This is a genomic window from Streptomyces sp. FIT100 (assembly GCF_024584805.1).
In the GTDB taxonomy this organism is placed as follows: Bacteria; Actinomycetota; Actinomycetes; order Streptomycetales; family Streptomycetaceae; genus Streptomyces.
In genome coordinates this window covers 98,275-121,424 of record NZ_CP075715.1, presented here as the reverse complement: position 1 = coordinate 121,424, position 23,150 = coordinate 98,275, and the positions used below count along the sequence as shown (strand labels likewise).

At 71.9% G+C, this 23,150-nt stretch carries 24 protein-coding genes and 1 pseudogene; 13 read left to right on the top strand and 12 right to left on the bottom strand.

All coding sequences use genetic code 11. The features are described 5' to 3' along the window. Nucleotides 1-35 precede the first annotated feature (35 nt). A complete protein-coding gene (locus KK483_RS00510) occupies nt 36-911 on the top strand; it encodes a YihY/virulence factor BrkB family protein (protein WP_262002783.1) in 876 nt (291 codons plus the stop codon). A 55-nt stretch (nt 912-966) separates the two neighbouring features. Here KK483_RS00510 and KK483_RS00505 read toward each other — a convergent pair whose 3' ends face one another. Beyond that, a complete protein-coding gene (locus KK483_RS00505) occupies nt 967-1,830 on the bottom strand; it encodes an NAD(P)-dependent oxidoreductase (protein WP_262009281.1) in 864 nt (287 codons plus the stop codon). A gap of 292 nt (nt 1,831-2,122) precedes the next feature. Between KK483_RS00505 and KK483_RS00500 the strand changes: the two genes are divergently transcribed. From KK483_RS00500 to KK483_RS00490, 3 genes are all read left to right on the top strand, one after another. Next, complete coding sequence (locus KK483_RS00500; RefSeq protein ID WP_262002782.1) at nt 2,123-2,965, top strand: PP2C family protein-serine/threonine phosphatase; 843 nt, start codon at nt 2,123-2,125, stop codon at nt 2,963-2,965. Between the two features lie 87 nt (nt 2,966-3,052). Next, nucleotides 3,053-4,036: an MASE1 domain-containing protein gene (locus KK483_RS00495; protein ID WP_262009280.1), complete on the top strand. Its 984-nt coding sequence runs from the start codon at nt 3,053-3,055 to the stop codon at nt 4,034-4,036. Nucleotides 4,037-4,053: 17 nt separating this feature from the next. Next, nucleotides 4,054-4,182, top strand: coding sequence for a hypothetical protein (locus tag KK483_RS00490; RefSeq protein WP_262002781.1), 129 nt, complete (start codon nt 4,054-4,056; stop codon nt 4,180-4,182). Here the strand turns inward: KK483_RS00490 and KK483_RS00485 are convergent. Beyond that, nucleotides 4,166-4,528, bottom strand: coding sequence for a DUF952 domain-containing protein (locus tag KK483_RS00485; RefSeq protein ID WP_262002780.1), 363 nt, complete (start codon nt 4,526-4,528; stop codon nt 4,166-4,168). The genes KK483_RS00490 and KK483_RS00485 overlap by 17 nt on opposite strands. Nucleotides 4,529-4,576: 48 nt before the next feature. Further along, nucleotides 4,577-5,356 carry a DeoR/GlpR family DNA-binding transcription regulator gene (locus KK483_RS00480; RefSeq protein WP_262002778.1) on the bottom strand — a complete coding sequence of 260 codons (780 nt, stop codon included), beginning with the start codon at nt 5,354-5,356 and terminating at the stop codon, nt 4,577-4,579. 162 nt (nt 5,357-5,518) lie between these two features. On the opposite strand from KK483_RS00480, the gene KK483_RS00475 reads away from it, so the two are divergent. The 4 genes from KK483_RS00475 to KK483_RS00460 all read left to right on the top strand — a co-directional run bounded on the left by KK483_RS00475 (nt 5,519) and on the right by KK483_RS00460 (nt 10,679). Continuing rightward, nucleotides 5,519-6,403: an SIS domain-containing protein gene (locus tag KK483_RS00475; protein WP_262002776.1), complete on the top strand. Its 885-nt coding sequence runs from the start codon at nt 5,519-5,521 to the stop codon at nt 6,401-6,403. 3 nt (nt 6,404-6,406) lie between these two features. After that, nucleotides 6,407-7,291, top strand: a complete 885-nt coding sequence (locus KK483_RS00470) for a class II fructose-bisphosphate aldolase (RefSeq protein WP_262002774.1) — start codon at nt 6,407-6,409, stop codon at nt 7,289-7,291. 138 nt (nt 7,292-7,429) lie between these two features. Continuing rightward, the gene (locus KK483_RS00465; protein WP_262002772.1) at nt 7,430-9,430 is read left to right on the top strand and encodes a translation factor GTPase family protein; all 2,001 of its coding nucleotides are present in this window, start codon (nt 7,430-7,432) and stop codon (nt 9,428-9,430) included. A 375-nt stretch (nt 9,431-9,805) separates the two neighbouring features. Next, nucleotides 9,806-10,679, top strand: a protein-coding gene (locus KK483_RS00460) for an IS5 family transposase (protein ID WP_262002770.1) whose coding sequence is annotated in 2 segments (ribosomal slippage) — nt 9,806-10,197 and nt 10,196-10,679 — 876 coding nt in all. Because the reading frame shifts where the segments join, the coding sequence is not laid out codon by codon here. Between the two features lie 39 nt (nt 10,680-10,718). Here the strand turns inward: KK483_RS00460 and KK483_RS00455 are convergent. Both KK483_RS00455 and KK483_RS00450 read right to left on the bottom strand, forming a co-directional pair. Continuing rightward, nucleotides 10,719-12,287, bottom strand: a complete 1,569-nt coding sequence (locus KK483_RS00455; protein WP_262002768.1) for a hypothetical protein — start codon at nt 12,285-12,287, stop codon at nt 10,719-10,721. Between the two features lie 121 nt (nt 12,288-12,408). Then, entirely contained in the window at nt 12,409-12,612 is a 204-nt protein-coding gene (locus tag KK483_RS00450) for a hypothetical protein (protein WP_262002766.1), read from the bottom strand. Between the two features lie 231 nt (nt 12,613-12,843). Here KK483_RS00450 and KK483_RS00445 point away from each other — a divergent pair, with 231 nt between their 5' ends. From KK483_RS00445 to KK483_RS00435, 3 genes are all read left to right on the top strand, one after another. Next, the gene (locus KK483_RS00445) at nt 12,844-13,536 is read left to right on the top strand and encodes an O-methyltransferase (RefSeq protein ID WP_262002764.1); all 693 of its coding nucleotides are present in this window, start codon (nt 12,844-12,846) and stop codon (nt 13,534-13,536) included. Between the two features lie 65 nt (nt 13,537-13,601). Then, entirely contained in the window at nt 13,602-14,171 is a 570-nt protein-coding gene (locus KK483_RS00440) for a GNAT family N-acetyltransferase (protein WP_262002763.1), read from the top strand. Between the two features lie 69 nt (nt 14,172-14,240). Continuing rightward, nucleotides 14,241-15,446, top strand: coding sequence for a cytochrome P450 (locus KK483_RS00435; protein ID WP_262009279.1), 1,206 nt, complete (start codon nt 14,241-14,243; stop codon nt 15,444-15,446). A gap of 70 nt (nt 15,447-15,516) precedes the next feature. Here KK483_RS00435 and KK483_RS00430 read toward each other — a convergent pair whose 3' ends face one another. The 7 genes from KK483_RS00430 to KK483_RS00400 form a co-directional block, all read right to left on the bottom strand. Next, entirely contained in the window at nt 15,517-16,044 is a 528-nt protein-coding gene (locus KK483_RS00430) for an SRPBCC family protein (RefSeq protein ID WP_262002762.1), read from the bottom strand. Further along, nucleotides 16,041-16,508, bottom strand: coding sequence for a helix-turn-helix transcriptional regulator (locus KK483_RS35250; RefSeq protein ID WP_313877749.1), 468 nt, complete (start codon nt 16,506-16,508; stop codon nt 16,041-16,043). Before KK483_RS35250 ends, KK483_RS00430 begins: the two co-directional genes overlap by 4 nt. Before the next feature lie 334 nt (nt 16,509-16,842). Then, nucleotides 16,843-17,223: a hypothetical protein gene (locus tag KK483_RS00420; RefSeq protein WP_262002760.1), complete on the bottom strand. Its 381-nt coding sequence runs from the start codon at nt 17,221-17,223 to the stop codon at nt 16,843-16,845. A 131-nt stretch (nt 17,224-17,354) separates the two neighbouring features. Further along, nucleotides 17,355-18,404, bottom strand: coding sequence for a PHP domain-containing protein (locus tag KK483_RS00415; protein ID WP_262002758.1), 1,050 nt, complete (start codon nt 18,402-18,404; stop codon nt 17,355-17,357). A gap of 15 nt (nt 18,405-18,419) precedes the next feature. After that, complete coding sequence (locus KK483_RS00410; RefSeq protein ID WP_262002756.1) at nt 18,420-19,115, bottom strand: glycoside hydrolase family 75 protein; 696 nt, start codon at nt 19,113-19,115, stop codon at nt 18,420-18,422. Between the two features lie 32 nt (nt 19,116-19,147). Next, a complete protein-coding gene (locus tag KK483_RS00405) occupies nt 19,148-19,627 on the bottom strand; it encodes an NUDIX domain-containing protein (protein WP_262002754.1) in 480 nt (159 codons plus the stop codon). 68 nt (nt 19,628-19,695) lie between these two features. Then, nucleotides 19,696-20,460, bottom strand: coding sequence for a hypothetical protein (locus KK483_RS00400; RefSeq protein WP_262002752.1), 765 nt, complete (start codon nt 20,458-20,460; stop codon nt 19,696-19,698). Between the two features lie 263 nt (nt 20,461-20,723). Between KK483_RS00400 and KK483_RS00395 the strand changes: the two are divergent. Next, nucleotides 20,724-22,142, top strand: a pseudogene (locus tag KK483_RS00395) (NADP-dependent succinic semialdehyde dehydrogenase); the annotation flags it as partial. Between the two features lie 107 nt (nt 22,143-22,249). Then, nucleotides 22,250-23,146 (top strand): ABC transporter substrate-binding protein, encoded by an 897-nt coding sequence (locus tag KK483_RS00390; RefSeq protein ID WP_262002750.1) that lies wholly within the window; start codon nt 22,250-22,252, stop codon nt 23,144-23,146. The last annotated feature ends 4 nt before the right edge of the window (nt 23,147-23,150 follow it).

Genomic DNA, 23,150 nt, shown 5'->3' with positions numbered 1-23,150 from the left:
ACTGCTCCCGGGACGCATACGGGTAGCCACGGCACATGCCCTTCAGATTCGGTGAGCCTGCCGGCGCCTCGGCGCACCGCGGCCGCTGGTTGGCGCGGCTCCACCGGCTGGTGCTGACGTCGGTCGTCGGGCTGGCCTGGAACCGCGGCCGCGAGATGGAGCTGATGCACCGTGCCATGGGCTTCGCCGCGCTGGGCTTCCTCACCCTGGTGCCCCTCCTCGTCGTCGTCGCGGCCGCGGACCTGCCGAGCGGCCAGGGCTTCGCCAAGTGGCTCGTCCAGGGCCTCGGTGTGTCGCAGGTGTCGCAGGAGGAGATCGAGGAGCTCTTCGGCCGGCCAGGGCAGGCGCTCCAGAAGACCACCGCGTTCGGTCTCGCCGCGCTGGCGGCGTTCGGGGTGACCTTCGGCTCGGCCGTGCAGACCGGCTACGAAAGGGTGTGGGACCTGCCCACGGCCCGCTGGCACACCATGTGGCGGCACGTCGTCTGGCTCGCCGTGCTGATCACGGCGCTCCTGGCCTTCGTCACCATCCCCACCCAGGCGGAGCCCACTGTTCTGGGCACGGTGCTCGTCGCCGCAGGGGACCTGCTCGGCACCTTCCTCTTCTTCTGGTGGTCGCAGTGGCTGCTGCTCTGCGGCCGGATCCGCTGGCGAGCACTGGCACCCGGGGCGGTGGCGACCGCGCTGGGGCTGCTCGGGCTGCGGATCTTCTCCCAGTTCGTCTTCTCACCGCTGATCGCGGCGAACGCGGTGACGTACGGCCCCTTCGGGACGGTGCTGGTGCTCCAGTCCTGGCTGGTGGGGGTGGGCTTCGTCGTCTACGGCGGCGCGCTCGTGGGGCGGCTGCTGCACGAGCGGCGCGTGGGGCGCAGGCTCGTGGCGGAGGACCCCCTGCGCCGGCCTGGTGGGTGAACGAGGGGCCCACGGGAACGAGGGGCCCACGGGCCGGAGTTCCCCGCCGTGCGGGTCAGGACGGCGCGTCGAACGAGGCCAGATACGTGGCGGCCATGTCCTTGCCGCCGTGCCCGGCCCGCTCCGCGCGCTCGAAGCGGGCGACGCCGGCCCGGGCGACGTCCAGCCGGACCCCGGCGCGCTCGGCGGCCTCGGTGATGAGCCGCGAGTCCTTCAGGGCGTTGGCGACGGAGAAGTCGGGGGAGTAGTCGTCGCCGAGGATGAGCGCGGCCTTGGCACGCAGATAGCCGTTGTCCAGGACGCCGCCCGCGATCGCGTCCAGGAAGCGGCGGGGGTCGACGCCGAGGCCGCGGGCGAGGGCGAGCGACTCGGCGGTGGCGTGGGTCAGGGCGGTGACCCAGCTGTTGAGGACCAGCTTCAGCCGGCTGGCCGCCGCCGTCGAACCGTCCTCGCCGACCCACGTGGTACGGCGGCCGATCGCGTCGAAGACGGGGCCGAGTACGTCGCGGACGGCGGCCGGACCCGCGGCGAGGACGAGCAGTTCACCGCTCTCGGCGGGCTGCCGGGAGCCGAGGACCGGCGCGTCGACGAAGGTGAGGCCGTGCTCCCCGGCGAACGCCGCCAGTTCGGCCGTGGCGGCGTCGCCCACGGTGGCCGCCTGGGCCCACACCGTCCCCGGGGCGAGGCCGCCGGCCGCGTCGCGCATCGCCGCCAGCACCCGCGGTCCGTCGTTGAGCATGGTCACCACGACGCCGGCGCCGGTGACCGCGTCCGCGGACGTGGCGGCCACGTACGCCCCGTCGGCGGCGAGGGCCTCCGCCTTCGCACGGGTCCGGTTCCAGGCCCGGACGGGCAGCCCTGCGCGGAGCATGCTGCGGGCCATTCCCGCGCCCATGATCCCGGTGCCGAGCAGCGCCACCGTGGGGCGCTCCCGCGTGCTGTCCGTGCTGTCCGTGCCGTCCGCGGCATCGCTGTCCGCAAGGTCCGTGCTGTCGGCGCTGCCGGCCGTGGGCGTGGTCACCTGAGCCGCCTCCTGGCGTCCGCTGTCCCGGGATCACGATGTGTGACCACGGTGTGGTGATCGTAGGCGAAGGGGCCCGCACCGCTTCGTCAGGCGGCCCCGAGTGCCCGGAAGTAGGATGAGCGACGAGTTCCGCAGGGTGCGCAGAGGCGCGATCGGACGTAGATCGAACGGTTCATCGGAGCGGTCCATGGCGCGGCGTCGTCCCCCGAGGTCGGTGACCGCCGACGACCTCCTGACCACGCTAGGGCGGCTCACCGCGCAGGCGCGGGAGAGCGCCGAGCTGCAGCGGGCCCGGGTGGAGTTGGCCGAGGCGCTCCAGCGCGACACGCTGCCCACCGCCCTTCCCGCCCTTCCCGGACTGCGCACGGCCGCCCGCTACGCACCCGCCCGCAACGGCCTCGACATCGGCGGCGACTGGTACGACGGCTTCGTCATGCCCGACGGCTCGCTCGGCTTCTCCATCGGGGACGTGCAGGGGCACGATGTCGAGGCCGCCGCCTTCATGGGGCAGATCCGGATCGGGCTGCGCGCCGTCGCCACGGCCTCCACCGATCCGGGCGAAGTGCTCAGCAGGGCCAACGACCTGCTCGTCTCCGTTGGCCGGGAGCTCTTCGCCACCTGCACCTTCGTCCGCTTCGACCCGATCACCTGGGTACTGGAGAGCGCACGGGCCGGGCACGTACCCGCCATCTGGGCCACGGCCGACGGCCGCTGCGGCGCCGCCCAGGACCCCGGGGGACTGCCGCTGGGCATCCAGCCGGGCGAGGGGTACCCGGTGATCAGGCGCCGGCTGACCCAGGAGGGGGCGTTCGTCCTGGTCACCGACGGGGTGGTCGAAGGGCCCACGGTGCCGATCGACGCGGGGCTCGACCGGGTGACCCGGCTGGTGCGCTCGGGCGCCCGGAGCGGGGCCTGCGCCGATGAGCTGGCCGCCCAGGTGATGACGGCGGCCGCGTACACGGACCACACGGACGACGCGGCCGTTCTCGTGCTCCGCCACGACGTGGCCGCCCCGGAGAGGGCCGCCTGAACCGGGCGCCCCGGTCGCTGTGGCCGGGCCTGCCGCCGCGGTCGTCTCGGGAGGCGCCGGGCCGGGCGGCGTTGTGTGATGAGTGTTGTGGTCCGCACCAGGGAGATCCGGCGCATCGGGGCAGTCGTCGTCCTCATGGTCACCGTCGCCCTCCTCTACTTCGTGGCGGGACGTGCGGGACTGACGCTCCAAGTGCCCGTCGAGGGTGCTGTGGTCACACCGCTGTGGCCGCCCACGGGGATCGCCCTGGCCGCGCTGCTCTGGTTCGGCCTGCGGATCTGGCCGGGAATCGCCCTCGGCATCGTGCTCACCATCCTGGCCGTCGGCCCGCTCGGACCCTCCGCCTTCGGCGTTCTCGCCGGGAACTGCCTCGCCCCGGTCCTCGCGTATCTGATGCTGCGCAGGGTGGGGTTCCGCAACGAGCTCGACCGGCTGAAGGACGGGCTGGCGCTCGTCTTTCTCGGTGCGATCGCCGGGATGATGGTCAGCGCGACCGTCGGCACCGGGGTGCTGACCCTCGCGGGTCAGATCTCCCGGAGCGACTTCTGGCCGGTCTGGTCGGCGTGGTGGGTGGGTGATGCCATGGGTGTCCTCGTCATCACGCCCCTGCTGCTGGTCGCCCGCAACGCCCGCCGGCCCACGAGAGTCCGCCCCGGCCGCTGGATCGAGGCGGTGCTGCTCCTCGGCGGCACGTTCGTCGTCGCGCTCCTCACCACCAGGGCCGATGTCCCCATGTTCTTCCTCGTCTTCCCGCTGCTGATCTGGGCGGCGCTGCGCTTCCAGCTGGCCGGCGCCGCGCCGTGCGTGCTGATCGAGTCCGTCATGGCGATCTGGGCGGCCACCGACGGGGTGGGGCCGTTCGCCGGGCACAGCCTCCTCGCGGTGATGGGCACCCTCCAGGCGCTCAACGCCTCCGCCGCGCTGACCGGCCTGCTGCTGTCGGCGATCGTGACCGAGCAGACCACGATCCGCCGAAAGCTCGAACAGGCATGCGTCGAGCTGGCGGACGTGGTCGATCAGCTCTCCCCGGGCGCAGGCGCCCGGTGGCCCCCGCGGGAAGGCAAGCGGTAGCGCGGGGCTCGGGGGCCGTGGCGTACGAGCCCATGGCCTACGAGCATGTGTCCGTCCAGCACGAGTCCATCCAGCACGAGTGCATCCAGTACGAGTCCATCCGGCACGTGGACTTCAGGCACGTGGACTTCAGGCCCAGGGCGTGAAGCCCACGGCGCGCCCCTGCGCGTCCCGCTGGATTTCCAGCAGCCCCGCGACCGCTGCCCGGTCGATCGGCCCGTACACATGCGGGAAGAGCGTGCCCGGGGCGACGCCCGGCGGCGGCGAGGAGTCCGCGGGCTCGGACCGGACCGTCGCCCGGAGCCTGCTCTCGTCGATCAGCAGGGCCATCAACGGGCCGGGCGTGTCACGGTAGTAGGCGCTGGCGACGGCGAGCGCCGTCTCCTCGTCGGGGGAGCAGTGGACGAAGCCCTCGGCGGACAAGGAACGGGGTGCGTACGGGCGTTCGGGGACGGCGAGCCAGTCGTCGAGCGGCGCCACATGGATGATCACCGTCCAGTTATAGCCGCTGCACCCGGTGCGCGCCGTGGCCGAAGGCGCTCAGGCCCGGATGACGGCCACTCCCGCCTCCTCGAACGCGGCGGCCGTCTCGTCGGGCACGGCCGCGTCCGTCACCAGCGTGTCCACCTGCTCCGTGCCGCAGATACGGGCGAAGGCACGGGCGGCCAGCTTCGTCGAGTCCGCCGCCACCACGACCCGTTGGGCCCGCTCGCACAGCAGCCGGTTGATCGCGGCCTCGTCCTCGTCGTGCGCCGCGGCGCCGTGGACCACGTCGAAGGCGTCCACGCCGAGTACCGCGACATCCATCGTGATCTGGCTGAGCACGCCGTCCGCGAGCGGGCCGATCAGCTCGTACGACTGCGGTCGCGCCACCCCGCCCGTCACGACGATCTTGAACTGGGGCCGGATCGCCAGCTCGTTGGCGATGTTGAGCGCGTTGGTGACGATTGTGAGCGCCGGTGAGCCGCTGGCCAGATCGGCGCGGGCCGCCAGTGCCCTGGCGACCTCCGTCGTCGTGGTGCCGCCGGTGAAGCCGACCGCCTCGCCCGGCGAGATCAGCCCGGCGACGGCCGCGCTGATGCGCTGCTTCTCCGCCGCGCGCCGCGAGGTCTTGTAGCGCAGCGGGAGTTCGTAGGACACTCCGTGCACCACCGCGCCCCCGCGGGTGCGTACGAGCATCTGCTGCTCGGCGAGCTGGTCGAAGTCGCGCCGGATCGTCGCCGCCGACACCTCCAGCGCCGTCGCCGCCTCCTCGACGTCCAGCCGGCCCTGCTCGACCAGCAGCTCCAGGAGTGCCTTCCAGCGGGCGTCGCGAGACATCGGCGGTTCCTTTCCTTTCCTCGGACTTTCCGTCGTGACCCTAGCGCACGTCATTCCCCTGTGCTTGCTTGAAGATGTTTGAAAACTCGCGCTACTTTGCATAAACACGCATGACTGTCGCGCAGGGCGACAGGCATCGCACGCGAAGGGTGGACCACGGACATGAGCCATGTCGCTGAGGAGCTGGCGAGCCAGCCGGACTGCTGGAACCGGGCCGCGGACCTGGCCGCGAGCCGGGCGGAGCTGCTCCCGGCCAAGGGCGAGCGGGTGGCCTTCGTCGGCTGCGGGACCTCCCTCTACATGAGCCAGGCCGCGGCCGCGCTCCGCGAGGGCGCGGGCCACGGCGAGTCGGACGCGTTCGCCGCCTCCGAGTTCCCCGACGGCCGCGCCTACGACCGGGTCGTCGCGCTCACCCGCTCCGGCACCACCACCGAGGTGCTCGAACTCCTCGGCAGGCTCCGCGGGAAGACCCGTACCACCGCCGTCACGGCCGACCCGGCCACCCCCGTCATGACCGCCGCCGACGACGTCCTCGTGCTCGACTTCGCCGACGAGCGCTCCGTCGTCCAGACCCGGTTCGCCACCTCGGCCCTCACCCTGCTGCGCGCCCACACCGGGCTGCACAGCGACGCCGTCGTGGACGACGCGCACGACGCGCTGTCCGAGCCGCTGCCCGAATGGCTCACCGAGTGCAAGCAGTTCACCTTCCTCGGCCGCGGCTGGACCGTCGGCCTCGCCTCCGAGGCCGCGCTCAAGGTGCGGGAGACGTCGTCGTCCTGGGCGGAGTCGTACCCGGCGATGGAGTACCGGCACGGTCCCATCAGCGTGACCAGCCGTGGCACCGCCACCTGGATGCTCGGCGACGCCCCGGCCGGTCTCGCCGACGAGGTGCACTCCACCGGCGGGATGTGGGTGGCGGGCGGGCTCGACCCGCTCGCCGAGCTGGTACGCGCCCAGCGCCTCGCGGTCGCCGTCGCCGAGGCGCGCGGCCTCGACCCGGACCGCCCGCGCCACCTCACCCGTTCCGTCATCCTCACCGGAGCCTGACCGATGCCGCTCGCCGAGACCGGAACGCTGGTCGCCGCGGCCGCCGCGGAGCACCGCGCCGTCGCAGCGTTCAACATCATCACGCTGGAGCACGCCGAAGCCGTCGTCGCCGGGGCGGAGACCGCGGGCTCCCCGGTCATCCTGCAGATCAGCGAGAACGCGGTGAAGTACCGCTACGGGCGGGTCCGCCCGCTCGCCCGGGCCGCCATCGAGGCGGCCCGGGCCGCCGCCGTACCCGTCGCGCTCCACCTCGACCACGTCACGAGCGGGGATCTGCTGCGGCAGGCGGCCGACGCGGGCTTCAGCTCCGTGATGTACGACGCCTCGCACCTGCCGTACGCGGAGAACCTCACCGCCACCCGGGCCGCAGCGGACTGGGCGCACGCCAACGGCCTCTGGATCGAGGCCGAACTGGGCGAGGTCGGCGGCAAGCACGGCGCCGCGCCGCTCGACGCCCACGCGCCGGGCGCCCGCACCGACCCCGACGAGGCACGGGCCTTCGTCGAGGCGGCCGGTGTGGACGCCCTCGCCGTCGCGATCGGCAGCAGCCACGCGATGACCACCCGCACGGCCGCACTCGACCACGAGCTGCTCGCCCGGCTGGTGGACGCCCTCGACGTGCCGCTGGTGCTGCACGGCTCGTCCGGCGTCCCCGACGACGAGCTCTCGGCGGCCGTCGCCGGCGGCATGGCAAAGATCAACATCGGGACGGCGCTGAACGTCGCGATGACCGCCGCGATCAGGGAGTTCCTGGCCGCCGACGCCGAGGCGGTCGACTCCCGCAAGTACCTCTCGGTCGGCAGGTGGGCGATGGCGGAGACCGCGACCGGACTCATCGCCCTGCTGCGGGGGAGGAGCGCCCGCGAGCTCCAGCCGGTGGCGGAGTGACGGAAAACCGTTTGCCGCTCCGGCCGGCACTCTGCTGCACTGCCGCCGACAGCCCATAGACCGAGGAGCGGGTAATGCGCACTGCGTTCATGTCCAACGCGAAGGGAATCTCCGACTGTTCAAAGGACATGACACGCAGTGCGCACACTCAACCTGGGAATCCTGGCGCATGTAGACGCCGGTAAGACGAGCCTGACCGAGCGGCTGCTGTACGCCGCCGGTGCCATCGACGAGATCGGCAGCGTCGACGACGGGAACACACAGACCGATTCGCTGGCGCTGGAGCGGCAGCGCGGCATCACCATCAGATCCGCCGTCGTGTCGTTCGCCATCGGCGACCTGACGGTCAATCTGATCGACACACCCGGTCATCCGGACTTCATCGCCGAGGTGGAGCGGGTGCTGAACGTCCTCGACGGGGCGGTCCTGGTCGTGTCGGCCGTCGAGGGGGTGCAGGCGCAGACCCGGGTCCTGATGCGGACCCTGCGGCGGCTGGGCATTCCGACGCTGCTCTTCGTCAACAAGATCGACCGGGCCGGGGCCGGCCACGCACACGTGCTGCGCGGCATCGCCGAGCGGCTGGCCTCCTCGGCCGTCGCGATGGGCTCGGCCGCCGGACTCGGCACCCCCGGGGCCCGGTTCACCTCCTTCACCGCCGCCGACAGCGCGTTCACCACCCGGCTCGCCGATGTGCTCTCCGCGCAGGACGATGCCTTCCTCGCCACGTGCCTGGACGACCACGAGGCCCTCTCGTACCGGAGACTGCGCGGCGAACTCGCCGCGCAGACCCGTCGGGCGCTGGTGCACCCCGTCTTCTTCGGCTCCGCGACGACCGGCGCCGGCGCCGACGCGCTGACGGCCGGGATCAGGGAGCTGCTGCCCGCGGCCGGCGGCGACCCCGGCGGGCCCGTCTCCGGCACGGTGTTCAAGGTGGAGCGCGGCCCCGCGGGGGAGAAGATCGCGTATGTACGGATGTACTCGGGCACCGTACGGACCCGGGACCGGCTGCGCCTCCCCGACGACGACGAGGCCAAGGTGACCGCGATCAGCGTCTTCGACCGCGGCCCGCACGCCCGGCACGACGCCGTCGCCGCGGGGCAGATCGCCAGGGTCTGGGGCCTCGGCGGCATCCGCATCGGCGATCCGGTCGGCGCGGAGCGCACGACGGACCCGCAGCGGCACCACTTCGCCCCGCCCACGCTGGAGACGGTCGTCGTGCCCCGCCGCCCCGGCGACAGGGCGGCCCTGCACACCGCCCTCACCCAGCTCGCCGAGCAGGATCCGCTGATCGGCCTGCGACAGGACGACATCCGCAGGGAAGTATCCGTCTCGCTCTACGGCGAGGTGCAGAAGGAGGTCATCCAGGCGACGCTCGCGAACGACTTCGCCGTCGACGTCACCTTCCGGGAGACGACCACCGTCTGCATCGAACGCCCGGCAGGCACCGGCGAGGCCGTCGAGTTCAAGGAGCACAAGGCGACCAACCCCTTCCTCGCGACGATCGGACTGCGCGTCGAACCCGCGCCGCCCGGCGCCGGGGCGACGTTCCGGCTCGGGGTCGAGCTGGGCTCGATGCCGTACGCCTTCTTCAAGGCGACCGAGGAATCGGTGCGCGAGACACTCCGGCAGGGCCTCCACGGCTGGCAGATCCCCGACTGCACCGTCACCCTGACGCACTGCGGGTACTGCCCCCGGCAGAGCCACGCCCACGCCGTCTTCGACAAGAGCATGTCCAGCACCGGCGGCGACTTCCGCGGCCTGGCACCGCTGGTCCTGACAGACGCACTGCGCGAGGCCGGCACCCGCGTGCACGAGCCCCTGCACCGCTTCCGGCTGGAGGCACCGGCCGACACGCTGGCGGCGGTCCTCTCCGCCCTGGCGCGCCACCGGGCCGTCCCGCTGACCACCGAGGCCCGCGGCACGGCGTACGCGCTGGAGGGCGAGATCCCGGCCGTGCGGATCCACGGGCTCGAACAGCAACTGCCCGGCCTGACGCGCGGCGAGGGCGTCCTGGAGTGCGCCTTCGAGCGGTACGCACCGGTCGCCGACGGCACCGTGCCGTCCCGGCCGCGCACCGACCACAACCCGCTCGACCGCAAGGAGTACCTCCTGCACGTCGTACGACGGGTCCGCGGCTAGGGAGTGTCTTCACAGCAGCGTCGTCCGCCCGGAGGGCGGGCCCGGCGGCGTCTGGTGCGTGCGATCGCGAGGCGGGGAGGGAGTTCATGGGGTGGGGGCACCTCCCGTGCCCGAAGGGCTACGGGGGACATCGGCGACCGACGACAACGCGGCGTGGGGGCACCTCCCAGGCGCGAGCTCTGGGGGAGCGTGCCAGGCGTCCCCGGGCAGACGACGCCACTGTGAAGACACGACCGAGGAGCGCGGGTCGGCAACGGCCGGCTGCACGGTGCGGCCGCCGCCGAGGTCGGGGCTCGGACTCTCGGCCGGGCCCCGGGCCGGACACCCTCTAGGGCGTGTTTCAGAAGTGGATCTTGATGTGTCAAGATCCACTTCGTGGGGCGGCACGATCTGACCAATGCACAGTGGGCGAAGCTGGAGCCCTTGCTCCCGGTGGGCAAGAAGCCTGGACGGCCACCGGTGCACACAAAGCGGCAGTTGATAGACGGCATACGCGGGCGTATCCGCGCTGGCGCTCCCTGGCGGGACGTACCCGAGCGATACGGCCCATGGGCGACTGTGTACGGCCTGTTCCGGCGTTGGCAGCGGGACGGCACCTGGCACCGTATCTTCGAGCAGTTGCAGGCCCGGGCCGACGCCGAGGGGCTGATCACCTGGGACGTCTCGGTGGACTCGACCATCGCCCGCGCCCACCAGCATGCGGCCGGTGCCCGCAAAAGGGGATCTGCAGATCGAGTCGCCAGGTGGTGTGTTCACCGAGCCCGACGATCACGGGCTCGGACGTTCCCGGGGCGGGCTGACCACCAAGCTCCACCTGGCGGTCGAGCAGGCCCAGAAGCTGATGTCGCTGGTCATCACGGCCGGACAGCGCGGCGACTCCCCGCAGTTCCAGGTGGTCCTGGGCCGGATCCGGGTGCCCCGGCTTGAACCGGGTCGCCCTCGCACCCGCCCGGACAAGGTCCGTGCCGACAAGGCGTACGGCTCCCGCGCGAACCGCGCCTACCTGCACAGACGCGGTATCCGCTGCGCAATCCCGGAGAAGCGCGACCAGATCGCCAACCGCAAGAAACGCGGTTCCCAGGGCGGCCGGCCACCGAAGTTCGACAAGGACGACTACAAGCAGCGCCACGCGGTGGAGTGCGGAATCAATCGCCTCAAGCGCCACCGCGCGGTCGCCACGAGATACGACAAGCTCGCCGTCCGCTACGAAGCGACCGTGCTGGTCGCAGCCATCAACGAGTGGCTGTGACCAGCACGGTCGAAACGCACCCTAGGTGATGCCGGGGGTTCAGTGGCCATGCCAAGGGCTCGGGATGTGATGGGGGCGGTCACGGTCTGTGGGGATTGCCGCCGAGGTTGTTGCCAGCTCTCGGCTGGAGGCCTCCACCATGGCGCGCACCATCTCGTCTGCGGACGGTCCGGGGGGCCGGCACAGGGAGGCCAGGCTGTAGCCGTTCGGCGCGAGCCGCAGGAGAGTGTCGGCGATGTGGTGGCGCTGTTGCGCGAAGGCCGTCTGGTGGTCATGGGCGGGCCGTGGCGCCGGTTCGGTCGTGAAGGTGTCGAGGTGGTCCTTGGCACCGATGGCGGACAGGACCTCGCGGAAGGTCTCGGCTTCGGACCGCCCGAGAGCTGCCAGTGTGGTCGCCAGATCGTCGGTGACCGTTGCCCCACGAAGTCGGCGTGCTTCCTTGAGGTAGCGGTCGAGGATGAGGTGGAGGAACGAGCCCGCCGGGGGAGGTGCCTGGTCCATGGCATCCAGGACAGCGTTGAGCCAGTCGACCATGCGTCGGCCCGCGAGGCCGAGTTCGTCCCAGCACTCGGCCCGCAGACTCTCGGCCAGGTAGTGGGCCCGTTCGAAGGCCTTGCGGCTCTCGGTCATGGGCTTTGGGGCGTCCAGCGGACCGTAGATGTCCCGCAGCCGTGAAGCGTATTGTTCCGCGAGGGAGCACAACAGAGCCAGGTGGACGTAGACGTGGAAAGCCGCCATGGCGCGGTGGACGTCCCACCGGTTGTTCCCGTCGAGGCCCGGGACGTTCCACAGCGACACGACGCGACTGACATCGACGGGAGCGTTAGGGGAGTCGTCGAGATCGCGGGCCAGCAATGAATGGGCGTGGCGGAAGTCGTACAGCTTCTGATGGAGTGCCTCGTGGAGCAGGTGCTCGGCCACCCACCAGGGGTTCTGGAGGAGCTTGCGGTTCAGGAAGACGATGCCGACTACGGTGAACTGAGACGACGACGCCTTGCCCGCCCACGTGTCTGTACCGGGGGTGAGCCCGATCAGGTGAGTGTGGCTCAGGGCTCCGCGAGAGGTCAGCGGCAGGAGTTCGTCCAGGAGTTGGAAGCCCTGGCGTAGCACCGCGAGATCACTCTCGCTCGGTTGCGCCAGCCCGCCCCCGAACTGTTGCTCGATGAAGCGCGTGAACGTCTCCCCGACAAAGCCACGGTCCTGCCCAGGGGACCAGATCCAGGGAGTGCTGGACGGATCGCCGAGCCATTGCGCGTCGGCGGAATCGCCCTGCAGCGGTCCGTTGGCAGCGCCGGTCTCCACGTGCTGCGCGACGGCTTCGATCACCTGGGCTGACAGCTGCGGGGACAGCAAGTTCCGCCGTGGCCCGACGACCTCGGGAGTCAGTAGATGTTGGACAGCCCTGCGCAGAAGCGGATCCCCAAGAGTGCGGTATTCGGTCTGTGGCGTTGCCTGCTGAAGTGCCGTCAGCAGATGGCGAGCAGCCTGAACCGAGATACCGAGGCTCTCGAGCCGACGTTTGAACGTGAGGTGCATCTGTTCACGCACATAGGCGCTGTCGCCGAACGGCTTGCGCGACAGCGCGGTGTCGAATGCATTCAAGTCCATCTCTCGCCTTTCTGCCTCTACCGCCCCGGCGCACCTGAGCGTCGTTCGTGTGTCGCCCCGCGGTAGCTCGCCCAACGCCGCTCGACCGCACCGAGGAACGGTGCGGTGCGAGCATAGGGTGCTACTGGTCGACCTCTCCCATGTCCACGACGTCGGGCTCGTCGTCGTCGTGGTGGTGGTGATGGCCGCCAGCCTCCACGAAGGCAGAGGTCGCGTTGTGCTTGGCCTGCATCTCCTTGACCTCCTCATCGGTCACCTCGCGGTCGAATTCGAGGATCACGCGGGATTCGGGTTCGCGGTTCCCGGGATTACTGGAAGCTGCCATGGCTTGGCGCCCTTCTCCGGAGTCGGACTGAAAAGCCAACCCCAGTTTCTGGATACGGTTCGAATCGCGAGACAACGTCAGCCGTGCGAACATCATTCATGCCCGAACGGCTGCGCGAGTTCCTCGCGGCGTGCCGGAAAGTCACCTGAACGGGCGTTCGTGTAGCAGAGGTGCGCAGCCTGACGGACGGTGCATTCCGCGCGGCGGGCATCCAGACCGAGGAGCCATGTCATGGAGCGAACGGGCACCGCGGAGGAATCAGGCACACGGTGCCTGGTCACCCTAACGTTCGGCCGCGAGATGTCGACGGCTGAGGTCGAGAGCATGAAACGGCGCCTGGGTGCGCGAACCGCCCTGCAGGTGCCGCCCACGGTCGACGCCGCCTACGCCCGGGCCCAGCGAATCGGATTTGCGAAATCATGCTGCCCCGAGGTGGGCGCGCTCATGTCCGTCCTAGCGGCGGCGACCCCCATCGGCGGACGCATTCTCGAACTCGGCACTGGAGTTGGCGTTGGCCTCGCATGGATCGTGCACGGCCTGCACAGCCGCACCGACGCCGAAGTCGTCAGCGTCGAGGTCGACCCGAAGAAGTCTGCCCTCGCGTCAGGCGCGAGCTGGCCTGACTGGGTGACTCTGATGGTCAGCGACGCCAAGGAGGCCCTCCCGACCCTGGGGAGCTACGACCTGATCTTCCTGGACGTCCCCGGTCAGCTGAAAGCCTCCCTGCTCGATGGTGCCATCACCGCACTGAAGCCCGGCGGGCAGCTCCTGATCGATGACATGAACCCGTACTGGGGCAAGGGCGCGACCCGCCCACCCTTGGACGGGCGCAACCCCGAGCAACTGCTTGAGGACTCCCGAGTCGCCTGCGCTCTGCTCCAGTACGCCACCGGGATGATCCTCGCTTCGCGCCTGCCCGACTAGGGTGCGTTTCGGTGGATCTTGACACATCAAGATCCACTTCTGAAACACGCCCTAGGCTGCGGGTCATGAATCCGGCCACGACCAGCGGTGTGACCACTGAGCCCGCCATCCTCGACGCTGTGGAGCTGACTTGCGAGCCGGAGCTGGAGGTCCGGTTCGCGGAGTCGGCCCACCGGATCCTGGCGGACCTGGTCCGTGGTGGCGCTGCGCTGGGCTGGGTCGAACCACCGTCGCGGGATGAGGTGGCGGAACTGCTCGGCCACGTCGTCGCTGCGGCGCGGGACGGGGATGCGGCCCTGCGCGCTGCCTACCTCGACCGTCGGCTTGTCGGGCTGGGGTACTGGCTCCGCTACGCCCGGCCGACCCATCGGCCGCACGCCGATCTGGAGAAGCTCGCGGTAGCCGCGGATGCCCATGGTCGCGGCATCGGTCGGGCCCTGACCGCGGCCCTGATCGCTGACGCCCGGGAGGCGGGTGTCGAGGTCCTCACCCTGGACGCCCGCGGCGACAACACCCATGCGCTGTGCCTCTACCGGTCGCTGGGCTTCACCGAATACGGCCGTCTCCCCGGCTTCGTCGCCGTGGGCGAACACCGCTACGACAAGGTCTTCTGCATGCTGGACCTCCGACCGTAGGATCTGTGCCCCCTGACCCGCCGACAGGAGCCTTCGTTGGACGACGACTCGCCCGCCGTGCCGCACCGGATGGACCCGGCCGGCGGCTGCCCCCACGCGGACAACGCACGGCTGCTCACGCGGGGCGCCGTGGCCCCGGTCGTCCTCCCCGGCGAGGTGGCGGGGATGGCCGTGCTCGGGCACGACGCCCTCAAGGAGTTCCTCGCCCACCCGGACGTCGCCAAGGGTGCCGAGCACTTCACCGCGCTCCGCGAGGGCCGGATACCCGACGGCTGGCCGCTGAAGACCTTCGCGACCGTGCGGGGCATGACCACGGCCGACGGCGCCGACCACCGGCGGCTGCGGGCGCTGGTGAGCAGGGCGTTCACGGCGCGCCGGGTGGCGGAACTGCGCCCCCGCGTCGAGGCGGTGACCGAGCAGCTCCTCGACGGTCTGGGCGCGGCTGCCGCCGCGGGCGACGGGACCGTCGATCTGCGCCGGCACTTCGCCATGCCGCTGCCGATGGGCGTCATCTGCGAACTGCTCGGCGTGGACCCCCGCTACCAGGACCGGCTGCACCATCTGTCGAACCAGGTCGTCGCCACCGACATCGGACCCGAGGAGGCGATGGCCGCCAACAAGGAGCTCGTCGACGTCCTCGCCGTGGTCGTCGCCACGCGGACGGCGGACCCCGGCCCCGACCTCACCAGCGCCCTCGTCGCCGCGCGCGAGGAGGACGGCGACCGGCTCAGCGGGCCCGAACTGATCGGCACGCTGCTGCTGATGGTCATCGCCGGGCACGAGACGACGCTGAACCTCATCACCAACGCCGTACGCGCCCTGTGCACCCACCGCGACCAGCTCGCCCTGGTGCGGCAGGCCAGGGCGAGCTGGGCGGACGTCGTCGAGGAGACCCTGCGCTGGGACAGCCCGGTCAGCTACTTCCCGTTCCGCTACCCGACGAAGGACCTCACCCTCGACGGCACGCTCGTCCCGAAGGGCACTCCCGTCCTCGCCGGCTACTCGGCCGCCGGGCGGGACAGGGCGGCGCACGGGCCGGACGCCGACCGCTTCGACCTCACCCGCGCCTCCGGGGCCCGCCATCTCTCGCTCGGCCACGGCCCCCACTACTGCCTGGGCGCCCCGCTGGCGCGGCTGGAGGCGACCGTCGCGCTGGAGCGGCTGTTCACCCGCTTCCCCGAGCTGGACCTGGCCGTGCCGGACACGGAACTGCCGCGTCACGCGGGCTTCGTGGGCAACAGCGTGCAGGAGTTGCCGGTACGGCCCGTGACGTAACGGCACCCGTCGGCGCCCGGCGCCCGCCGTGCGCTCGTGCCGTCCGGCCGCACGGCCTGCCGCGACGTGCTCAGGCGTCCTGCTGCGGCGCGCCCGGGATCTCGGCCCCCGAGGGCATTCCCTCGGCGACGTACGCCTCGTAGTGCGGCTGCCACGGCTCGGCCGACCCGCTGTGCGGACCCTCGGCCGGGGCGCCGGCCAGATGCTTGTCGAGCTCGGCGAGGCAGACGCTCCAGCCCGCGGCGTTGCGGGCCGCGGTGTTCTCCGCCGCCAGGACGTTGGTGAGCGTCAGCCGGCAGCCGGCGTCCCCCTCCGCCGTCAGCTCCAGGTGGATCTCGTCGCCCTCCCAGGAGAAGGCGAACCGGTGCGGCGGCTCGAAGGCGAGCACCTTTCCCGTCGAGGTGTACAGGTGGGGGTCGTCGGAGAACTCGATCTTCCCGCCCTCACGCGGCTCCAGCCGGACCGTCGACGGGAACCAGTGGGCGAGACCCTCCGGCTCGGAGACGGCGGCCCAGACCCGCTCGACCGGATGCGGGTACGTGCGCTGGAACTGGACGGCCGGGCGGCCCTGGAAGGTGATGAAGGTACCGCGGTTCATGATGGCTCCTCTGCGCGCTCTGTCCGCTCTGTGTGCTCTGTGCGGTCCGAGTGCTCTCTGGGTTCGCTGGTACGGCCCGACGTGCTGCCTGACGTACTGCCGGACGTACGGCCTGATGTACGGCCCGACGACGTGGCACCGGCTCCGGTGTCGTCGGCGGCGGCCGAGTCGAGGTAGCGGCCGAGCAGGTCGAGGCGCTCGTTCCACAGACGCCGGTACGGGGCCAGCCAGGCATCCAGCTCCGCGATCGGGCCGGGCTCGATCGCGTAGATGCGCTGCTGCCCCTGTTTCGTGACCCGCACGAGCCCGGCCTCCCGCAGCACCCGCAGATGCTTCGAGACATTCGGCTGGGACTGCCCGAGCACCTCGACCAGCTCGCTGACCGCTCGGTCGCGGTCGCGCAGCAGGTCGAGCACCGCCCGCCGGTGGGGGTCCACCAGGGCCGACCAGATGGCGTCTGTCATGAAAGAGAATATGCGCCACTGGTTATATGCCTGTCAAGGCATGTAATCCGGCGCGGCCTACCGGGGCGCCGACCGCCGACCGCCGACGCGTCGGCTAGGTCGTGTCTGACAAATGGCGCCGTCCGCCCGCAGGGCGGGGTGCGCGGCGTCCGGTGCGTGCAATCGCAAGGCGGAGGATCATCCTCGTACTGGGCGTACTCGGATGACTCCGACAACGCAGCGTGGGGGCACCTCCCGTGCCCGAAGGGCTACGGGGGTGGGGGCACCTCCCAGGCGCGAGCTCTGGGGGAGCGTGCCGGGCGTCGCGCGCCAGGCGGGATTTGTCAGACACGGCCTAGCCCGCCGGCGACTCCAGCCTCACCCGCAGCTGCTTCTCGCCGTCGCCCGACACCTCGTGCTCCACCTCGACCGAGAAGCCCGAGGTGAGCGCCTTGGCCAGCCGGTCCACCGCCGGGTAGGAGCCGGACAGCTCCGCCGCCACAGGCGCGCCGAGCGCCGTCCGCGCCACCGGCCCGGCCGTGTCGGCGGGCGACACGTCGTAGGTGGCCATCCAGATCGTCGGGTGCCCGCCCGCGCCCAGCTCGTGCGGGTGCTCCTCGGCGTCCCGGTCGCAGGGGTACGCCGCGAGCAGTGCGCCGAAGACGGCGTCCGCGTCCTGAGGTGCGCCGCTGAGCTGCACCGATACTTCCTCGCCGTGCTTGTCCGTCGCGGTCACGGTGATCCCTGTCCTCTCGTGTGCGAGGCCGCCCCCGGCCTCACCGGTGCCTCCACCTCCACGGTCCCACCTCGCGCACCCCGCGGCACGGACAGCGCGTCCTTCGGGTGGCGGCCGCCACCGGAACGCCGTCAGGGCGCCCCCGGCAGTGCCCGGGTCCGCGTCCAGCGCAGCAGCTCCTGCGCGCCCCAGGTGTTGACGATCCGTGCCTCGGGCACCCCGCACTCCTCGGCCCGCGCACAGCCGGCGAGCTGCCAGTCCAGCTGCCCGGGGGCGTGCGCGTCCGAGTCGATGGCGAACAGTGTCCCCACCCGCACCGCCAGCCGCAGCAGCCGCCGGGGCGGATCGAGCCGGTCCGGACGGCTGTTGATCTCCACGGCCGTCCCGTGCTCCGCACACGCCGTGAAGACCTTCTCGGCGTCGAACTCGGACTCCGGCCTGCCCCGGCCCCCGTCACGCCCCGTCAGCAGCCGTCCGGTGCAGTGCCCCAGTACATCGACGAGCGGGTTCGCGGCCGCGGCGATCAGCCGTCGCGTCATCGGCCGCGCCGCCATGCGCAGTTGGGAGTGGGCCGACGCGACCACCAGGTCGAGCCGGTCCAGCAACCCGTCCTCCTGGTCGAGCGAGCCGTCCGGCAGGATGTCGCACTCGATCCCGGTCAGCAGCCGGAACGGCGCCCACGTCCGGTTGAGTCCGGCCACCACGTCGAGCTGCTCCCGCAGCCGCTCGGCCGACAGCCCGCGCGCCACCCGCAGCCGCGGCGAATGGTCGGTCAGCACGGCCCACTCATGGCCGAGCGCCGCGGCCGCCCTGCCCATCGCCTCGATCGGGCTGCCCCCGTCCGACCAGTCCGAATGCAGATGGCAGTCGCCGCGCAGCGCCGCCCGCAGCCGCGCCCCGGCGTCCCCCTCGCCGGGGCCTGCGCCGGCCTCCTCCTCCAGCCGGCGCAGATACGCGGGCACCTCACCGGCCAGGGCCTCCCGCACCACCTGCGCCGTCTTGGGCCCCAGTCCCCGAACGGCCTCCAGTGATCCGGCCGCCGCGGCCCGCTCGGCGGTCTCGCGCGCACCGAGCGCGTCGACGGCCGCCGACGCCGTACGGAAGGCCCGTACGCGGTACGTCGGCGCCCCGGACCGCTCCAGCAGAAAGGCGATCCGGTCCAGTGCCTCCACGGGATCCATGGCGGGGTGCCCCGGTCAGTCGCCGACGAACTCCCGCGCCAGCCGGTTGCCCAGCGTGACGGCGGCCCGGTGGGAGTGGATCGGGGAGACCTGGGAGTCACGGAACACGATGTACGTCACACCGGAGTTGACGCCGCCGATCTGCGGGTCGGGGTCTATGCCGAGCGCGTCGGCCGTGGCCCACGACGCCTCGCCGATGATGTTGCTCGGCCCGACGTCCCCGACGACCGCGTACACCACCCTGTCGCCGTAGACGACGGCCGCGACGCTGCCGCCGCGGATGCCGGAGTCGTTGTAGTCCCAGCGGCCGCCGGCCCCCGGGACGACGATGAACGGCACGTACTCGGAGCTGAGCGGGTCCCCGTCGGCGTCCACGTAGGCGGTCTCGTCCTGGAAGTAGGGGTCCGTGTCGCTGTTGCACTCGTCCGTGGGCCAGCCGTCGCAGTCGATGTCCATGTCCGCCTTCCAGTACACGACATCGCGCATACCGCACACCGGGACGTCCTCGTCCTCGTCCTCGTCTATTCGGTACCGGCCGTCCGATATTCGATCGCAGCTGCCCAGCGCGTCCAGCAGCGCTCGCGCGCTCACCGAGCCCTCGGAGGCGGAACCGGCGGTGGCGGCGGGGGCGGGGAGCAGGGCCGCGGGCAGTACGGCGGCGGTGAGCAGCGTCGCGCCTGCGGCGGCGACGGCCTTGGTACGAGAGGGCACGGGCGTTCTTCCTTCGGTCTGGACGGCCGCTGTCAGCGGCCGCCGCGTATCTGTATGTGATGGGCGAGGCGGTCCAGAAAGATCCGCTGGCCGGGGACGAGCAGCTCGGCCGCGCGCTCCAGGGAGAACCAGCCCACGCGGTCGATCTCGGGGAAGTCGCGCAGCACACCTGAGCGCGGGGGCCACTCCATGCGGAAGGTGCCCGGCGCCACCCGGTCCGGATCGAGGTCGCCCTCGACCGCCCAGACGGTCACGAGCTTCCCGCCCGGCTGGCGGCTCTCGCCCAGCGGTACGCGGTCCCCCGCGGGCGCGGGCAGTCCGAGCTCCTCCTCGAACTCCCGGTGTGCGGCGGCCTCCGGCTCCTCGTCGGGGTCGTGCTCACCCTTGGGGATCGACCACGCGCCCACGTCGCGGGCAGCCCAGAAGGGGCCGCCCATGTGCCCGATCAGCACCTCGACGCCCGGCCCCGCGGACCGGAACAGCAGAAGACCGGCGCTTCGCTTGCCCGACATGCGGCCGAGTCTGCTGTCCGGTGCGGGCCACCGCCATCGGGGCGCACGGCGGTTGGAGGGGGTTTGCTTCAGTTCCCCCGCTCCATCAGCGTGGAAATGTCGATCGACCTGTCCGCCGGGGGAGTGGCGGAGGGAACGGGCTCGCCGTAGTCCGACAGGGCGATGCTCGCCTCGCCCTCACCGGCCTGGACCGCGTCCAGGCGCACCGGATAGGGCGTGCCCTCGGCGGCCACGTACATCGTCACCGTCTTGCCCGCCTGCTTCGCGATCACCGGGATCACCTCGACGCCGTCGACCTCGGTCTTCTCGCCCTTGGTGAGCGGGAGCCGCAGGTCGGGGGAGCCGGTGACCGACTTCACCAGCCGCTCCAGATCACACACCTCGGCCATGCTGCTGAGCACGGGGTCGTCCGTGGACCCGCGCAGATAGCGGTCCTTGAAGAGCTCCGCGGCGCGCTCCCCGGTGCCCGGCACCTGGCTCTTCCAGAAGGTCTCGTCCGGCTTCATCCACACCGTCGTACCGCGCTTGACGATCTCGACGGAGCCCTTCGCGCCGGTGCTGACCGTGCCGGCGCAGTTGCCGTCGCGGTCCAGCCGGAGATCGAGTTCGCTGGTCGTGCCCGCGGGGTTCAGACTGCCCTCGGTGACGAAGTGCACCGAGGTGGCGCCGCGCAGGGCCTCCTTGGCCCGCTCGGAGATCTGCTGGGCGCTGAGGGAGTCGATGTCGTCGCCCGCGTACGCCGGCGAGCCGCCCGCCATGACCAGCACCGCGACGACCAGGGCCGCCGCACACGCGGACACCGGCGTGTGTGCGGTGAAGCGATGTCCGCTCACGCCGCTCGCCTCCCTGGTGCTGCCCGGCGGTCCCCGGCGTTCCGTGGCGTGCGGTCGGTACCTGACGAGCGTACGTCGGCGTCCGGGCCCGCGCCCGTTCGGACCAAGGGCCGCAGGCCGGGCAGGGCCGGGGCCGGGGCCGCGGCCGGGATCCGCGGGCTGCGGCAGGGAGCGGTGGCCGGGAGCGGTGGCCGCGGTGTCGCCGCGTTGCATCGGCGCGGGCGGCGCGGCAGGGTCGTAGGTGGGAGTCCAAGGAGGACACAGCCATGCCCATCGCCACGGTGAACCCCGCTACCGGCGAGACGCTCAAGACCTTCGAACCACTCGGGCCCGAGGCGATCGAGAGCCGCCTGGCCGCCGCCCACGAGGCGTTCCGGCAGTACCGCACCACCGGTTTCGGCGAGCGAGCGCTGCTGCTCAAGAAGGCCGCCCTGCTCCTGGAGAAGGACCAGGAGGACATCGCGCGGACGATGACCACCGAGATGGGCAAGCCGGTCACGGCCGCGCGGGCCGAGGCCGCGAAGTGCGTCAAGGCGATGCGCTGGTACGCCGACCGCGCCGAGGAACTCCTCGCCGACGAGCCCGTCGCGGACGCCGAGGCCAAGGACTCGGGCGCCGCCCGGGCGCACGTCCACTACCGGCCGCTCGGCGTCGTCCTGGCCGTCATGCCGTGGAACTTCCCCCTCTGGCAGGTCGTCCGGTTCGCCGCGCCCGCGCTCATGGCGGGCAACACCGGGCTGCTCAAGCACGCGTCGAACGTCCCGCAGACCGCCCTCTACCTGGGCGACCTCTTCCACCGCGCGGGCTATCCCGAAGGCTGCTTCCAGACCCTGCTCATCGGTGCCGGCGCGGTCGAGGGCGTCCTGCGCGATCCGCGTGTCGCCGCCGCGACCCTCACCGGCAGCGAGCCCGCCGGACGGTCCGTGGCGTCCGTCGCCGGCGACGAGGTGAAGAAGACCGTTCTGGAGCTCGGCGGCAGCGACCCCTACGTGGTGATGCCCTCGGCCGACGTCGACAAGGCCGCGCGGACCGCGGTCACCGCGCGCGTCCAGAACAACGGCCAGTCCTGCATCGCGGCCAAGCGCTTCATCGTCCACGAGGACGTCTACGACAGCTTCACCGAGCGGTTCTCCGCGCGGATGGAGGCGCTCACCGTGGGCGACCCGCTCGACGAGTCCACCGAGGTCGGCCCCCTCGCCAGCGAGCGGGGTCGCGAGGATCTGGAGGAGCTCGTCGACGACGCCGTACGCCTCGGTGCGCATGCGCTGTGCGGAGGGGGCCGGCCGGGGGACCACCCGCAGGGCTGGTTCTACCTCCCGACCGTCCTCACCGGGATCACGCCCGAGATGCGGATCCACCGCGAGGAGACCTTCGGGCCGGTGGCGACCGTCTACCGGGTGGCGGACCTCGACGAGGCGGTGCAGGTCGCCAACGACTCGCCCTTCGGGCTGAGTTCGAACGTCTGGACCCGCGACGAGAGCGAAGTGGCCCGCTTCGTCCGCGATCTGGAGGCGGGCGGGGTGTTCGTCAACGGGATGACGGCGTCCCACCCGGCGATGCCGTTCGGCGGCGTGAAGCGCTCCGGGTACGGACGCGAGCTGTCCGGCCACGGCATCAAGGAGTTCTGCAACACCACCACCGTCTGGCGGGGCACGGAGCCCGAGTCGGCGCCCGCCGGCTGACACCCGCCGGCTGCACCCGCCCCCCGGCCTGCCGTTCGAGCCGACCCGTCCGTGGGCAGGAAACCCCTCGCATGCACCGGCAGGCGACGGGCAGGAGCGCACTGATCATGGAGCGGCAGACGGACTGGGAGTTCCTCGACGACCGCGGGCACCTGGCGACCGCGCAGCGGCGGCCCGCCAGGGCCGTCACCTACATACAGGCCGGCGCGACCCTCTGGGACCACGGCATACGCCCGACGGCGGTCTTCGGCTCGAACCACGACGGCGCGGGACCGGACCCCGTCAAGGCCGGCGGACTGCCGCTCGACGGCATCGTGTACCTCGGCTCCGGCACCGCGCTCGACGCCGAGGCGCTGCTCCGCGGCGCCCCCGATCTCGTCGTCGCCGTCACCTACGGCGGAGGACAGGTCTACGGCCTCGATCCCGAGGCGGCCAAGCACGTCGAGGAGCGGGTCCCGCTGGTGGTGCTCGACGTCGGGCAGGGGCAGTCACTCGCCGCCGTACGCGCCCGGTTCGCGGACCTCGCCCGCGCTCTCGGGGCGGCGGGGGAGGTCGCCATGGAGGGCCCGCTCGCCCGCGCCGAGGCCCGGCTGCGCGACCAGGCGGCCGTGGGCTCTCCCGAGTCGCGGCCCACGGTGCTCGCGCTGTCGCCGGCGTCGGCGGACGGCGCCTACCTCGCGAAGCCGTACTCCTGGCCGGATCTGCGGGAGCTCGCCGGCTTCGGCCTCGACCTCGTCGACCCGCAGGGCGGGCCCAGCACCAACTGGTTCGCTGCGGACTGGTCCGACATCGGCGACATCGCCCCGCAGGTGCTGCTCGTGGACGTACGCGCCAACGCGCACCCCCTCGACGCCCTGCGCTCCAACGCGGCCTGGCGGTCCGCCGCTTGGGGCGCCCGCATCGTGCCGTGGAACCCGGAGGCGCCGTGCAGCGCGGGTGCCCACGCCCGGTTCTTCCACCAGGTGGCCGACGCGCTGGAGGCGGCGCGGCAGGACCCTGCCTGACCCG